Genomic DNA, 14,575 nt, shown 5'->3' on the forward strand with positions numbered 1-14,575 from the left:
GCCTCAATAGATGATTTGCACCGAATCGGTCGTGAGCCACTGGCGAAGCTCGCCGAGCAATTCGTCGCCCGGCTGGACCTTCCAGTCGTCACCCAGTCGCGACTCGCATTCGGCATCAGGACGGCGATACACGATGTGCACCGGCAAGCCGTTCTGCTTGTCGTTGTCGTCGTCATTGCGACGTCCGAAGGCACCGCTCCGGCCACCGCCACCGCCGCCTCCGCCGCCGTTGAAGCCGCCGCCGCCCCCACGGGAACCGCCGCCCGCGCCTGCCATTGCCGCGACGCGGTACATCGTGCAGTGCGGTTGCAGCGTGGCGCGCAGGCGCGTCCAATCGGCATTGCCGTTGAACGACAACTTGAGCGCACGCGCGAAACGCGCCCGCGCACGGCCGAGATCCATCAAGCTCTCCACGGTGAAGCGCAGGCCGCCGGTGAAGCTGTCCGGGCGTGCGTTGCCCTGCACGATGAGTAGTTCGTCTTCCTTGAAGAGGTGCTTGTTCGCTTCGAACTGCTCGTTGAAGATCGTGACTTCGAGCGTTGCCGTGCCGTCGTCGAGCTGTACGATCAGCATCTTGCCGCGCTGGGTCATCATCGTGCGCATGCTGGCAATCACGCCGGCGACCAGCCTGTCGCGGCCCTCTGTCAGGTCTCGAATGCGGGTCCGGACGAAGCGCCGCACTTCCTCGGCGTAGGAATCGAACATGTGGCCCGACAGATAGAAGCCGAGCGCCTGCTTCTCTTCCTGCAACTTGCGCTTGTCGGTCCAGGCCGGCTCGTCGGCCAGCTCGAGCGGCGCCTGCAGGCTTTCGTCACCAAGATCGAACAGGCTGACCTGATTGGCCGCCGCACTCGCCTGCTCCGCGGCTTCCATCGCCAACGGCACCGACGCCATCAACTGCGCACGATTGGCATGAATGCTGTCGAAGGCACCGGCACGAATGAGCGCTTCGATCGTGCGACGGTTCACCACACGACGATCGATGCGGGCGCAGAAGTCAAACAGATCGGTGAACGGTTTCCCTTCGCGCGCCCGCAGAATTTCCTCGATGGCCGACTGACCGCTCCCCTTGATCGCGCCCAGGCCGTAACGCACCGTCTTCGCGTCGGCCGGCTCGAATCGATAGGCGGAGACGTTCACATCCGGGGGCAGCACGCCCAGGCCATTGGCGCTGGTCAGGCAGTCTTCGTAGAGAATCTTGACCTTGTCCGTGTCGTCCATGGCCAAGCTCATATTGGCGGCCATGAATTCGGCGGGATGGTGTGCTTTCAGCCACGCGGTGTAATAGGCCAGCAGTGCGTACGCCGCGGCGTGCGACTTGTTGAAACCGTAGCCCGCGAATTTCTCCATCAAGTCGAAGATCTCGTCCGACTTTTCGCGTGTGAGGCCGTTCGCCGCCGCACCCTGCGCGAAAATCTCGCGGTGCTGAGCCATCTCCTCAGCCTTCTTCTTGCCCATCGCGCGACGCAACAAATCGGCGCCACCTAGCGAGTAGCCGCCGATGATCTGCGCCATCTGCATCACCTGCTCCTGGTAGACCATGATGCCGTAGGTCTCCTGGAGCACCGGCTCGACGCGCGGGTCCGGGTACTCTACCTTCTCGCGGCCGTGCTTACGGGCGCAGAAGCTCGGGATCAGGTCCATCGGGCCCGGACGATACAACGCCACCAGCGCGATAATGTCCTCGAACCGGTCCGGCTGGGCGTCCTTCAACATGCCCTGCATGCCGCGGCTTTCCAGCTGGAACACCGCCACCGTATTGGCTTTCTTCAGGATGCTGAAGGCGGCCGGATCTGTGAGCGAAACCTGGTCGAGCGACCAGTCCGCCATCTCCGGATGCAGCCGCTTGATGTAGCGCTCGGCCCAATTCAGGATCGTCAGCGTGGTCAGACCCAAAAAGTCGAACTTCACCAAGCCGACGGCTTCCACGTCGTCCTTGTCGTACTGGCTCACCACGCCGCTGGCATCTTCGCCGCTGCCCTGCGTGTACAGGGGACAGAAATCCGTCAGCTTGCCCGGTGCGATCAACACGCCGCCCGCGTGCATGCCGACGTTACGCGTGAGGCCTTCAACGCGCTGCGCCAGCTCGATCAACTGCTTGACTTCGTCCTCGGTCTGGAAGCGCTCGGCAAGTTGCGGCTCTTCTTTGAGCGCGTCGTCGATGGTGACGTGCTTGCCCGGCTTGAACGGAATCAGCTTGGAGATACCGTCGACGAAGTTGTAGCCCAGATCGAGCACGCGGCCAACGTCGCGCACCGCCGCCTTCGCGGCCATCGAGCCGAACGTTGCGATCTGCGAGACGGCGTCGGCGCCGTATTTGTCCTTCACATACTGAATGACGCGATCGCGCCCGTCCTGACAGAAGTCGATGTCGAAGTCGGGCATCGAAACGCGTTCCGGATTCAGGAAGCGCTCGAACAGCAGGTTGTACTTGAGCGGGTCGAGGTCGGTGATGCCCAGCGCATAAGCCACGAGCGAACCCGCCCCCGACCCGCGCCCCGGCCCTACCGGGACACCATTGTTCTTCGCCCACTGGATAAAGTCCGCCACGATCAGGAAGTAGCCGGGGAAGCCCATCTTGATGATCGTGCCGGTCTCGAAGTCGAGCCGCTTGTAATACTCGGGACGCTGCGCGTCGCGCTCGGCCTCGTCGGGGAACAGTTGGGCGAGACGCGTCTCCAGCCCTTCCTTGGACAGGTGCACGAGATAGTCGTCGAGCGACATGCCGTCCGGCGTGGGGAACAGCGGCAGCTTCGGCTTGCCGAGCTCGAGTGTCACGTTGCAGCGCTTGGCAATCTCGACGGTATTCGCCACTGCAGAGGGCACGTCTTCAAACGCGGCGATCATGTCGTCCTGCGTGCGGAAACTCTGATCCTGCGTGAACCGCCGCACACGGCGCGCGTTGCCCAGCATCTCGCCTTCGGAAATACACACGCGCGCCTCGTGCGCGGTGAAGTCGTCCGACGTCATGAACTGAATCGGATGCGTGGCAACGACCGGCAGGCCCGCTTTCGCCGCCAGCTGCACCGCCTGCTGCACGTACATCTCCATGCCCGCCTGGCCGGTGCGCTGCAACTCGATATAAAACGCCCCGGGGAAAACGCTCGCCCAGTGCTGCGCGCATTGCAGCGCCTGCTCGGGGTTGCCGGCCGCCAGCGCCGCACCGACATCGCCCATCTGGGCCCCGGAGAGTGCCAGCAGACCGCGCGCCAGACCGTCGGCCTGGAGCCATGACGATTCGATCTCCGCCCGCCCGCGCCACTGGTTGCCGAGCCACGCCTTGGAGAGCAACTGGCACAGGTTCAGATAGCCCTCTCTGTCGCGTGCGAGCAGCAACAGCCGCGACGGCTTGTCGCGGTCGACCGGATTCGTGATCCAGGCATCGCAGCCAATGATCGGCTTGACGCCCTTGCCGCGGGCTTCCTTGTAAAAACGGATGGCGCCGAACATGTTCGCGAGGTCGGTCAGCGCGAGCGCGCCCTGACCATCCTTGGCGGCGGCCTTGACGACGTCGTCGAGCCGCACGATGCCATCGGCGATCGAGTATTCGGAATGGAGACGGAGGTGGACGAAGCGAGGTTCTGACATGGGCCGTATTGTAACGCGCCGCCCCCGGATGCAGCGCCCCGCGTCGCGAAACGTCCCACTTTGGCGCGCTTTTCGGATGAGACCGGGCGGGCACTCGGAATTCCTCCCCGCCGTGACCGGGATGCTGTCCGATTCGGCGAAATCCGGGGTGAAATCAAAGTGCGTTCGCGCCGAATCGGCGATAATGGCGCTTTATTGCTTCACGCTTTTGCGAAATCCCGTTGCCATGTCTATCGTCAACATCGCTGCGTACAAGTTCGTCACGCTCGACGACATCGCGACCCTCCGTCCCGCCCTGCAGGCACGCTGCCAGGCGCTCGACCTGAAGGGCACCATCCTGCTCGCGCCGGAGGGCATCAACCTGTTTCTGGCCGGCTCGCGCGAAGCCGTCGACGCCTTCCTCGCCGAACTGCGCGCCGACGCCCGGTTCGCCGATCTGGCCGTCAAGGAAAGTCTCTCCGAGGCGCAGCCGTTCCGCCGGATGCTGGTGCGCCCGAAGAAAGAGATCATCACGATGAAAATGCCGGTCATCAAGCCGGCGGACGGACGGGCGCCCGGCATCGATCCGGTCACGCTCAAGCGCTGGCTCGACGCCGGCCAGGACGATGAAGGCCGCCCGGTGGTAATGCTCGACACGCGCAACGACTTCGAAGTCGATGTCGGTACGTTCGACAACGCCGTCGACTATCGTCTGACCAAATTCTCGGAATTCCCCGACGTCGTTGCCGCTCACCGCGATGACTTCGAAGGCAAGACCATCGTGTCGTTCTGCACCGGTGGCATTCGGTGCGAAAAGGCCGCGATCTACATGCGCGACATCGGCCTCGAGCATACGTATCAGCTCGACGGCGGCATTCTCAAATACTTCGAGGACGTTGGCGGCGCGCACTATCAAGGCGACTGCTTCGTGTTCGATTACCGTACGGCGCTCACGCCAGACCTCACGCCGTCGACGACCCAGCAGTGCTTCGCCTGTCGCGCCGTGGTCACCGCCGAGGATCAGCGCAGCCCGGCTTACGTCGAAGGCGAGCATTGTCCTGCGTGTGTGGGCAGCCGCACGGCGGCCAACACGCTTGAGAAGGCCATCACTGCCGCCCCGTCAGCGCCATCTGCCCCGTCTGCCTGAGCGCGCCGGTGGCTCACGCCCGCCCGCACGACGCCGCGCCGCCCGCCAGCCCTGATGCGTGCTACCGGGGTACGCGTTACCGGGGCCGCTTCGCGCCCTCCCCGACTGGGCCGCTGCACCGTGGCTCGCTCGTCACCGCCCTGGCCAGTTGGCTTGATGCCCGCGCGCACGACGGCGTCTGGATCGTCCGTATGGAAGATCTTGACGAACCGCGGTGTGAGCCGGGGGCGGCCGACGCCATTCTCGCGACGCTGACGCGTCTGGGCCTGCATTCGGACGAGCCGGTCGTCTGGCAAAGTCAGCGACACGCGCAGTATGAACAGGCGCTCGCCTCGCTCATCGCGCGCGGCCTCGTTTACCCCTGTGGCTGCACGCGACGCGAAATCGCCGATTCGCTCACCCGCGTGCACGCGCGCCACCGCACGCTCGCGTATCCGGGCACGTGCCGCCACGGCCTTCACGGCAAAACACCTCGCGCCTGGCGCTTGCGAGTCCCGGACGGCGAGGCCGCTCGCATCCGTTTCGAGGATCGCTGGATGGGCCCGCAGACGCAGGATCTGGCGACCGAGGTCGGCGACTTCGTGCTCAAACGTGCCGACGGCCAATGGGCCTATCAGTTGGCCGTGGTCGTCGACGATCAGACACAAGGCATGACCGATATCGTGCGCGGCGCGGATTTGCTGGATTCGACGGCGCGCCAGATCTATCTGCAGGCGTGTCTCGATGCCCCCACGCCACGCTATCTGCACGTACCGTTGGTCATGGCCGACGACGGCGAAAAGCTGAGCAAACAGAATGGCGCGGCCCCGCTTGTCCTCGACACGGCAAACGCGACGCTCTGCGCGCTCAAGGACGCCGCGGCACATCTCGGATTACCGGCGACGCTCACCCACGTCTCCCATCGTGAAGACTTCTACGCCGCAGCGATACAGGCTTGGCGGGCTCAGCACAGGCAATGAAGCCCGCACCTGCCTTCGTTACCGTTCCCCAACATGAAAAAAGCCAGCGCAACTACGCTGGCTTTTCAACTTCAACACGCATCTTCAATGCGCGCCGCCATCCATCATCGACTCAGTGGCTCGCCTTGCGCGGGAAGCCGGCAAGCAACGCCGCCACCTGACGCTTCGGCGCCTTGTCAGGCAACCCACCAAACGACGTCGGCACAGCGGACTCCTGCGACGAACGAGCATCATGCTGCGGCTCACTCGCCGACGGCGACGGCTCGTACGGCTTGTAGAAGAACTCGTCTTCCGGACGAACACGGCGCGGTGCGGCACTGCCGCCGCTACGGCTGGCCCGCAGGCCGTCGTGGCGACTGTGGCGCTCGCTACGGTCACTACGCTCACCGCGCTCACTACGGTCACCGCGATCGCCGCGGTCAACAACGCGCTCGCTGCGGTCGTCGCGCGACCGGCTACGACGCTCCAGCACCAACTCTCCACGCTTGAGTTCGTGCTTGATCAGCTTTTCGATTTCCACGATTTGCTTGCGTTCGTCGGGGGCGCACAGCGAGATTGCCTCACCCGACGCACCCGCGCGGCCCGTGCGACCGATACGGTGCACATAGTCTTCCGGGTTGTACGGCAGATCGTAGTTGATCACGCCCGGCAGATCCGAGATGTCCAGCCCGCGCGCTGCAACGTCGGTGGCCACAAGCGCCTGAATACCGCCTTGCTTGAACGCTTCGAGCGCTTGCATACGCTCGTTCTGCGACTTGTCGCCGTGAATCGCGGCCGTTACGATGCCCTCGCGCTCCAACTGGCGCGCCAGTCGGCTCGCACCGACCTTGCTGTTGACGAACACGATGACCTGCTTGAGATCGCGCTCCTTCAGAATCTGCACCACGGCGGCGCGCTTGTCGTCTTCATCCACTTGATAGACAACCTGCTCGACATTGTCGGCCGTGGCATTGCGGCGGGCGACTTCGATCGTGAGCGGATTCGTGAGATAGCTCGACGCGAGTTTTTTGATCTCGTTCGAGAACGTGGCCGAAAACAGAAGCGTCTGGCGCTGCTTCGGCAGCAAATTCAGAATGCGCTGAAGGTCGGGCAGGAAGCCCATGTCCAGCATGCGGTCGGCCTCGTCGAGCACGAGCATCTTCACCTGGCTCAGATTCACCGTCTTTTGTTCGACGTGATCGAGCAAGCGACCTGGCGTGGCGATCAGGATCTCAACGCCGCGTCGCAACGCATCCTTCTGCGGATTCATGTCGACGCCGCCGAACACCACCGTATTGCGCAACGGCGTGTGCCCCGCGTAGGCGCGCACGTTCTCGGCAACCTGATCGGCAAGTTCGCGCGTCGGCGTAAGAATCAGCGCACGCACCGGGTGACGGGCAGGCGATGCACTCGTGTTGGCTTCGGGCAGCAAGCGCTGGATGATCGGCAGCGAAAAGCTGGCGGTCTTGCCCGTTCCCGTTTGCGCGGCGCCCATGACGTCACGTCCGGACAGCACCACCGGGATGGCCTGCGCCTGGATCGGCGTCGGCTGGGTGTAGCCCTGCTCGGCGATGGCCCGCAAGATGTCCGCATGCAGCCCAAAGCTATCGAAGCCGGGGGTCGGAACAGCATTTACATCAGCCATGGTGGAGGGACATCTCTTTTAAAAAACGGGGGCCGCCACGCGGAAGGATTCCGCATCAAAGCTCACTCGCGAAGATTCAAGGGGCGCTGCGCGCCATGCTCGGGGCTGGCGCGAGAGGGGCCTGTCGAGGGACAGATGCGTCGGGCGCCGCCGGACCAGGGAGGTCATGAAGAAGCAAAACAAGCGCAATTCTAGCACTTGCGCACGACCAACGTGTGACAGTCGCCGTTGACGGGCTGTGTTCTGCCCGGATTCCGCGCTCAGCGGCCCGCGCCGGCGTTGGCGCTATTGTCGGGCTTGCCGTCACGCAAGGCCGGCTTCGCCGCGCCCGCCTTGATCGTCCTGCCCGCCTGGGCCGCGCGCTGGCGATTGGCGTAGCGCTGCGCGAGTACGGCGCACACCATCAGCTGCATCTGGTGAAACAGCATCAGCGGCAACACGATGGCGCCGAGCGGCCCGGTCGCAAACAGCACCTTTGCCATCGGAATACCGCTCGCAAGGCTCTTCTTCGATCCGCAGAAGACAATAGTGATCTCGTCCTCGCGGGAGAACCCGAGCCAGCGGGCGGAATAGGTGGTGAAGGCGAGCATGATCGCCAGAATCACCGCGCAGCAACCCAGCAGGCCGAGCAACGCCAGCGGCGAAACCTGGTGCCACAAGCCCGTGTTCACCGCTTCGCTGAACGCCGTGTAGACCACCAGCAGAATCGAGCCCTGATCGACGATCTTGAGCAATCCGCGATTGCGCTCGACCCACTTGCCGATGGCCTTGCGCGACACTTGCCCCGCGATGAATGGCGCGAGCAGTTGCAACATGATATTGCCGATGGAGGCGAACGGCGACGCGCCGTTCGCACCGTTGTGATGGATGACCACCAGGCCGACGAGCACTGGCGTGATGAATATACCGAACAGGCTCGACGCCGACGCGCTGCACACCGCCGCCGGTACATTGCCCCGGGCGATCGAGGTGAATGCGATGGCGGACTGCACCGTTGCCGGCAGCGTACACAGAAAGAGGATGCCCAGATACAGATCCGGCGTCACCATCCACGAGAGCATCGGCTTGAGCGCCAGGCCGACGATCGGGAAGACGGCGAACGTGCTGGCGAACACCAGCAGGTGCAGACGCCAGTGCGTCGCACCGGCGAGCACCGCCTCGCGCGAGAGCTTGGCGCCGTGCAGGAAGAACAGGGCGGCAATCGCCACGTTGGTGAGCAGGTTGAAAGCGACTCGCCCTTCGCCGTGCGCTGGCAGGAAGCTGGCAAGCGCGACAGTCGCCACAAGCATCAGCGTGAAATTGTCGGGAAGGTAACGCGGTCTGGCCATCGTCGATCTCGAATCCGTCGGAAAAGACAAAGCCCGTCCGCCAGCACACAGGACGCGACGGCGCGGCGGCCGCCAGCGATCGTCGGTCAGCCGATCGACAAACGATCGAGGATGACCGGAAGTGTGCGCTCGCGATACGGGTTTTTACGTATTAGAGCGCAAGGGCAGTTAAAATACAAATTCATTTAAAAAAATTATTCATACCAAACACGCATGAATATTTCGCTGCGCCAGCTCAAAGTGTTCCTCGCAGTGGCCAACCACGGGAGTTTCAGCCGTGCCGGCGAGGACATCGGCCTGACCCAGCCTGCCGTCAGCCGATGTATCCGTGAATTGGAGCAAGAACTCGGACTCAAGTTGGTGGACCGGACCACGCGGGAGGTCACCCTGACCGAAGTGGGCGCTAGCCTCTCGGCAACGCTCGCCCGGGTGCTCGACGAGCTGGAGAGTGCCCTGCGCGACACCCATGGTTTGGCCGAAGAGCGGCGAGGCCGGGTACGTGTCGCCAGCGCGCCCACGATTTCCGCCAATCTGATGCCCGAATGCATCTCCGCCTGTGCGGCCCGCTACCCGGACATCACGCTCTTGCTGCGCGATCAGGTGCAGACGCTCGCGAGCGACAGCGTGCGACACGGTGAAGTGGATTTCGGCGTCATCGTCGCGTCGGAAGGAACCGAGGATCTGGTCGGCGAGCCCATCATGGTGGAACCGTTTCTCGTCGTGTGCGACCGCTCACATCGTTTTGCGACACAGACACAGGTGACGTGGGAGGAACTCAACGGCGAAAAGCTCGTACTGCTCGACTACGCGTCGGGTAGCCGACCGCTGATCGACCGGGCGTTGGCCGAACATGGCGCCTATTGCCAGGTGGCGCAGGAAGTCGGGCATGCGATCACGGTCTTCCGAATGATCGAAGCGGGCATCGGCATCAGCATCATGCCGGCTCTGGCACTTCCCGCGATGCCGGGACTACCGGCGCATGGGGACCGCCTTGTCGCCCTGCCGCTCGTGCCGCAACTCGACCGCACCATCATGCTCGTGCGCCGCAAGAACCGCACGCTCTCGCCCGCCGCACAGTCGGTCTGGGCATTGATCCAGGAAATCACGGCCAAGACGTCGCACGCGCTGACTGCCCCGCCGGGAAAACGTGGGGAGGCACACGACAGCCCAACCTGACCCTGACATGATGGGAGATGCGACATGATGTCGAAATTTCGAGCAGAATTGCGCGAACTTCGGTGAAATTTTCTCTTGTCCCACCGCACGCCAGCACCACTATGTAAGTGAGTGCCTGCTACAATTATCGAGCGTCGACTCCTACAAAGCGCATGACTGTGCCATCGGGCGTTTGCCCCGCCATCGTGCCTCGACGACATGCCCGCGCCCTGCGGGCATTATGTTTCCGGTATGGCGTCATGGACTTGTTCATCAAATACTTCAGTCCGCTGTGGCTCTTCCACGCGGCGGCCGATCTGTCATTCTGGCAACGGCATCAACTCGACGCGCGCATGCATGTCATCAGTCGCTTCATGTGGCGATATGTGATGCGTTGGTGTGTCGTGAGCGCCATGTTGCTCGTGCCGGCCGCAGTCATGGCGCATGGCATGGCGGCCACTGGGCTCGCGCTGGCGGGCGGGGTATCGGCGAGCGTGACCGTGCTCATCGCGGCACTCGCGCTCGGTTGCCTCATCGGTGCGCGCCTGCGTTAAGCGCGGCTGGCCCCCAACGAATTCGGTGTTTCGTCCCGAGCGTCGACTATCATGGAACGGCTCGCCTCGCGCGGCGAATTGCCCGTGACGCCGGCCTCTCTCGACCCCTAAGGAGATTCACATGGCCAACGCCAAGATCCTGGTGGTGTTCTACAGCATGTTCGGGCATATCCACACGATGGCCGAAGCTGTCGCCGACGGCGCACGCAGCGTCGCCGGCACCGATGTCACCGTCATGCAAGTCCCTGAGCTGGTACCCGACGAAGTGCTCGAAAAGAGCGGCGCGAAAGCGGCGCGCGCCGCCTTCGCGAACGTGCCCGTCGCCCGCGTCGACCAACTGGCCGACTACGACGCGATCCTGTTCGGCACCCCGACCCGCTTCGGCAACATGACCGCACAGATGCGCAACTTCCTGGATCAGACCGGTGGCCTATGGGCCAAGGGCGCGCTCGTCGGCAAGGTCGGCAGCGTGTTCGCCAGCACAGGCACGCAGCATGGCGGACAGGAAACGACGATCACGAGCTTTCACACCACGCTGCTCCACCACGGCATGGTCATCGTCGGCGTGCCCTACACCGAGCCTGGCCTCACCAACATGGGCGAAATCACCGGCGGCACGCCTTACGGGGCGACCACGCTCGCCGCGGCCGATGGGTCTCGCAAACCCAGCGAGAACGAGTTGAAGATCGCGAGGACGCAAGGCCGTCACGTGGCGGAAATCGCGTCCGCACTTAAGCACGGACGCGCGCTGTAGCCCGCTTTCGTCGAGCGGCGCGCCGCCGGTTGGCTTACGCACCGCGCGAGGCTTACCACGGCGCCCGCCGTCCTCAGATCAGCTTCAGATCCTGCAACACGGCCCGCACGATGCGCGCGCGCTTCGGCGCATCCGCGGCCCCCGCCATATCGATGTGCAGCGCCACGCTCGTGATATTGCCTTCGCGCTCGATCCAGCCGACCCACCAGCCGATATTGGGCGTCTTCTCGTCGAACCAGCCCGTCTTGGCGTGCAGCACATAGTCCGGCGTGGCTTCGACAATCGAGATCTGACGCACGATGTCCTGCGTGTGCGCCGAAAACGGCAGTGTGCCGCGTGCGAGCCGTTGCAAGAAGTCGACCTGTTCGCGGGCCGAGATCCGCAGGCTGTCGTCGACCCAGTAGGCGTCGGCGGCGCGGCCGATGGTGCGATTGCCGTAACCGGTTTCGTCCAGCATTGCCTGCGCGTATTCACGCGCGATCTTGTGCGAGACGACCTGATAGCACGGCAGACACGACACCCGGAACGCACTGCGCAGATCCATCGCGGCATTCCAGGCCTTCACCTGACGCGGCTTGCCATCCCAGGGAATGATCTCGCGCTCGTTCTCGAGCGCGCCCGACTCCAGCGCGAGCAGACTGTTGAAGACCTTGTAAGTTGATGCGGGCGATACCCGTCGCTCGGCACGCGCGGTATCGAACGCCTGATACGTTCGCGTGTGACCGTCGAGCACGATGATCGTGCCCTTCACCCCTTCCGCCGCGAAACGTTCGCCCCAGTCGGCACGCTCGATAATGCGCACCGGTGCCGCCTGCGTCGATGCCTTGGTTTCCTCTGCCTGTGCCGGCGGGGTGAACAAAGTCGCCGAGACGAGTGCGGCAGCCGCAGCCGCAGCCGCCGGTAGGGCAACAACACCGCGTCCCCAGCGAGAGATCTTCATTTTCATTTCGTTATCCTGATTTAAATTCGTGCCATCGGGGTGGCAGGAAGAACGTCGGTGGCGCCGGCCAGGCGCCCGCTTCCGGGAGCGTTTGCAGCATAGTCTGCGTTTCGGCAGGCACAAAGCAACGCTACCGTAACCGTCGTAACCGCCGTATCATCGGTGCACCCCATTCGTAGATTCCGTCGCGTGTGCGGCCGTCGTCCGTGGCCCGACGCCACTCGACTCGCCTCGACGCCATGTCCGACACCCCTCCCTCGCGCAGCACAACGCCCGTCACGTCGGCCTCCGCCACGGGCGCACCTACGCTCGTCGTCCGCCTCGACGCCCCCCAGCACATCGACGGCCAACCGGTGCGATATCAGAGCCTCTGGTTGTTGATGCGGGTCTACTATGCGGCGCATTACGAGATGTCGTCGGTCTCGCTTGCCTCGTTGAAGATCCGGTTCAGTCAAGCCGGCGCGGCGGGCGATCTGCGTATGCTGGTCAGCCGCGCGTTCTCCGACTTTGCACGTTGGGGCGTTGCCGTGGGCTGGGGCGACGATGTACTCGCCGATGCGCGTCTGCTGCCGACGCGCGGACGGGGCAAAGGGCCATTCTGGCTCGCCCGCGATGAGATGTCGCGCATCGCCGTGACGATCGAGGACTCGACGCCCGCCGACCCGCGTCGCGCGATCGCCTCGTTTCTCGGGCTTGCACAGGATGCGGCGTCGGATACCCCATCGCCGGCGCTCGATTACGTCATGCAGGACATTGCGTTCTGGCATCACCTGACGCTGGGCAAGCGCGATATGCAGGATGGCGTGTTCTTCGCGCCGCCCCAAGCGCCATCGCAGAGCGAGGTACGCCGCCAGCCGCGCACCGGCGCGATTCCATCGTTTCATGCAGCGCAGGTGTGTGCCGTGGACGACGTGCAACGCGGCATCGCCCTGCTTGCCGAGACGATCGCCTGGCGTCGCATGGGCGACGCGGCACGCACGAATCGAACGCTGGCAACGCTCGCCGCGACCTTTGGCGCGAACCCGCCGGGCTCGCCCACGTTGCGCGCCATGCACTGGATCGTGCAGGCTTGGCAAGCCTACGGGTCACGCGACGAGGCCGGCGCGTTCGCCCACCTGCAACGCATCGCCGACGATGCCTCGCTCGCCCCCTGTCTCGTCTATAACCCGCGCATTCGCTTCGAGAGCCGCAACCTGCAGGCGTTGCTGCACAAGTCGCACGCCGCGCGCGGCGGCCCGATGCCCGCGCGGGAGCAGTCGGCGGCGAACGCGCTGGCCGCCTTTTCCGACGCCCTGCAAGCCGCGTTCGAAGCCGACTCCATTGAACTCGCGCAGCATGTCGCGGCCAACATCGGGCTGTCGTTGTGGCTGTTTTGGCAAGGCGCGCTCATCGATCCCGGCCGACGGCTCGCCGCCACGGACGTTCAGCGGCAGGCGCTGCGCTGGATCGGACTCTCGGAGTGGATCTGCGACCGGTTCGGTGTCGGTGGCAATTCCGTCTGGAACACAGTCTTCCTGTTACGCATTGCGCGCGGTGCCGTGCCGGCGCGGCGCGACCCCGATCTGGCGACGCTGCGCGCGAGCACGCCGTTGACTGTCGACGCCTTTCTCGACGCCGTGCAGCCATTCGGCGCGCCCTTCTCGCGGGCGAAGGGTTTCCAGCGCTGGACCGATGTCCTGGCGACGACGCTCGCCGACCATGAAGAGGGACGCGTCTGCTTCGAGCCGTTGCAGCTGGCCAACTTGTGGTTCGAGATGTTGTGGTTCGCGCTGCACCAGGACGGCGACTCGCCGCAGGCGGTGCATGCCGCCCAGTCGCTGGGCCGCGTGCTGCCACTCCTGCCCCCGCCCGACCGGCGGTTCTTCCGCGACGCGTTACGGCTGATGCCGCGCGAGTTTCAGCGCGAAGTGCGCCTGGCGCAGTAGCGATGGCGTCAGGACGTACGTGGCGCCGGGCCTGCCCTCACCGCACGCCGTGCGGCGTCTTGGGCAGCGGCGCGCGAAACGCGATCGCCATACGGTTCCACGCATTGATGGTGGCGACGGCGAACGTCAGATCGGCGATCTGCTTGTCGTCGTAATGCGCACGCAGCTCGGCGAACAGGGGGTCCGGCACATGCCCGTCCTGGACGTTGGTGACGGCTTCCGTCCATGCCAGCGCCGCACGCTCGGCCGGCGAGTACAGCTCGGTTTCACGCCAGGCGTCGAGCAAATGCAGACGGCGCGGTTCGATGCCCGTTTTCAGGGCGTCGACCACGTGCATGTCGATGCAGAATGCGCAGCCGTTGAGTTGCGAGGCTCGCAGCCAAACCAGCTCGACCAGGCCGCCCGGCAGGCCGCAGTCATGGAAATACTGGCTCAGCACGCTCATTTGTTCGTAGGGGCGCGGCGCGGCCTTGATGTAGTTCAGTCGTAGCATGAATCGATTCTCCGTTCCGTTCAATTCCGTTCAGAATAGGCTTCACCCACCGGTGGCATGCCGTTGTCACGCTTGCCATGCCTCCACGCCTTCGACGATACGCAGCTCTTGTCGCCCCCGGAAGGGCCA

The 14,575-nt window shown here is 64.3% G+C and carries 11 protein-coding genes; 6 read left to right on the forward strand and 5 right to left on the reverse strand.

The window, feature by feature from the left end:
* Positions 1–3 precede the first annotated feature (3 nt).
* Positions 4–3,597, reverse strand: a complete 3,594-nt coding sequence (gene dnaE / locus OYT13_RS19040; RefSeq protein WP_026131748.1) for a DNA polymerase III subunit alpha — start codon at positions 3,595–3,597, stop codon at positions 4–6.
* A gap of 217 nt (positions 3,598–3,814) precedes the next feature.
* Between dnaE and OYT13_RS19045 the strand changes: the two genes are divergently transcribed.
* Positions 3,815–4,714 carry a sulfurtransferase gene (locus tag OYT13_RS19045; RefSeq protein WP_051060100.1) on the forward strand — a complete coding sequence of 300 codons (900 nt, stop codon included), beginning with the start codon at positions 3,815–3,817 and terminating at the stop codon, positions 4,712–4,714.
* Between the two features lie 113 nt (positions 4,715–4,827).
* A complete protein-coding gene (gene gluQRS / locus OYT13_RS19050) occupies positions 4,828–5,673 on the forward strand; it encodes a tRNA glutamyl-Q(34) synthetase GluQRS (protein ID WP_268567902.1) in 846 nt (281 codons plus the stop codon).
* 112 nt (positions 5,674–5,785) lie between these two features.
* Here the strand turns inward: gluQRS and OYT13_RS19055 are convergent, their stop codons facing one another.
* Entirely contained in the window at positions 5,786–7,297 is a 1,512-nt protein-coding gene (locus OYT13_RS19055; protein WP_017232845.1) for a DEAD/DEAH box helicase, read from the reverse strand.
* 260 nt (positions 7,298–7,557) lie between these two features.
* Positions 7,558–8,625 carry a bile acid:sodium symporter family protein gene (locus OYT13_RS19060; protein ID WP_017232844.1) on the reverse strand — a complete coding sequence of 356 codons (1,068 nt, stop codon included), beginning with the start codon at positions 8,623–8,625 and terminating at the stop codon, positions 7,558–7,560.
* 213 nt (positions 8,626–8,838) lie between these two features.
* On the opposite strand from OYT13_RS19060, the gene OYT13_RS19065 reads away from it, so the two are divergent.
* The 3 genes from OYT13_RS19065 to wrbA all read left to right on the forward strand — a co-directional run bounded on the left by OYT13_RS19065 (position 8,839) and on the right by wrbA (position 11,088).
* Positions 8,839–9,801, forward strand: a complete 963-nt coding sequence (locus tag OYT13_RS19065) for a LysR family transcriptional regulator (protein ID WP_017232843.1) — start codon at positions 8,839–8,841, stop codon at positions 9,799–9,801.
* Between the two features lie 239 nt (positions 9,802–10,040).
* On the forward strand, positions 10,041–10,334 hold the full coding sequence (locus OYT13_RS19070) for a hypothetical protein (RefSeq protein WP_017232842.1): 294 nt from the start codon (positions 10,041–10,043) through the stop codon (positions 10,332–10,334).
* Between the two features lie 121 nt (positions 10,335–10,455).
* Positions 10,456–11,088, forward strand: coding sequence for an NAD(P)H:quinone oxidoreductase (wrbA, locus tag OYT13_RS19075; protein ID WP_017232841.1), 633 nt, complete (start codon positions 10,456–10,458; stop codon positions 11,086–11,088).
* A gap of 73 nt (positions 11,089–11,161) precedes the next feature.
* Here the strand turns inward: wrbA and blaOXA are convergent, their stop codons facing one another.
* Positions 11,162–12,034: a class D beta-lactamase gene (gene blaOXA / locus OYT13_RS19080; protein ID WP_017232840.1), complete on the reverse strand. Its 873-nt coding sequence runs from the start codon at positions 12,032–12,034 to the stop codon at positions 11,162–11,164.
* 233 nt (positions 12,035–12,267) lie between these two features.
* Between blaOXA and OYT13_RS19085 the strand changes: the two genes are divergently transcribed.
* Entirely contained in the window at positions 12,268–13,953 is a 1,686-nt protein-coding gene (locus OYT13_RS19085; protein WP_017232839.1) for a hypothetical protein, read from the forward strand.
* A gap of 37 nt (positions 13,954–13,990) precedes the next feature.
* Here the strand turns inward: OYT13_RS19085 and OYT13_RS19090 are convergent, their stop codons facing one another.
* The gene (locus OYT13_RS19090) at positions 13,991–14,446 is read right to left on the reverse strand and encodes a carboxymuconolactone decarboxylase family protein (protein ID WP_017232838.1); all 456 of its coding nucleotides are present in this window, start codon (positions 14,444–14,446) and stop codon (positions 13,991–13,993) included.
* Between the last annotated feature and the right edge of the window lie 129 nt (positions 14,447–14,575).

The organism is Pandoraea sp. XJJ-1 (assembly GCF_026802345.1).
Lineage (GTDB): Bacteria > Pseudomonadota > Gammaproteobacteria > Burkholderiales > Burkholderiaceae > Pandoraea > Pandoraea cepalis.

Coding starts and splice junctions, on each gene's coding strand:
- OYT13_RS19045 (WP_051060100.1), top strand. CDS start 3,815: ATGTCTATCGTCAACATCGCTGCGTACAAGTTCGTCACGCTCGACGAC.
- OYT13_RS19055 (WP_017232845.1), bottom strand. CDS start 7,297: ATGGCTGATGTAAATGCTGTTCCGACCCCCGGCTTCGATAGCTTTGGG.
- OYT13_RS19060 (WP_017232844.1), bottom strand. CDS start 8,625: ATGGCCAGACCGCGTTACCTTCCCGACAATTTCACGCTGATGCTTGTG.
- OYT13_RS19065 (WP_017232843.1), top strand. CDS start 8,839: ATGAATATTTCGCTGCGCCAGCTCAAAGTGTTCCTCGCAGTGGCCAAC.
- OYT13_RS19070 (WP_017232842.1), top strand. CDS start 10,041: ATGGACTTGTTCATCAAATACTTCAGTCCGCTGTGGCTCTTCCACGCG.
- wrbA (WP_017232841.1), top strand. CDS start 10,456: ATGGCCAACGCCAAGATCCTGGTGGTGTTCTACAGCATGTTCGGGCAT.
- blaOXA (WP_017232840.1), bottom strand. CDS start 12,034: ATGAAAATGAAGATCTCTCGCTGGGGACGCGGTGTTGTTGCCCTACCG.
- OYT13_RS19085 (WP_017232839.1), top strand. CDS start 12,268: ATGTCCGACACCCCTCCCTCGCGCAGCACAACGCCCGTCACGTCGGCC.
- OYT13_RS19090 (WP_017232838.1), bottom strand. CDS start 14,446: ATGCTACGACTGAACTACATCAAGGCCGCGCCGCGCCCCTACGAACAA.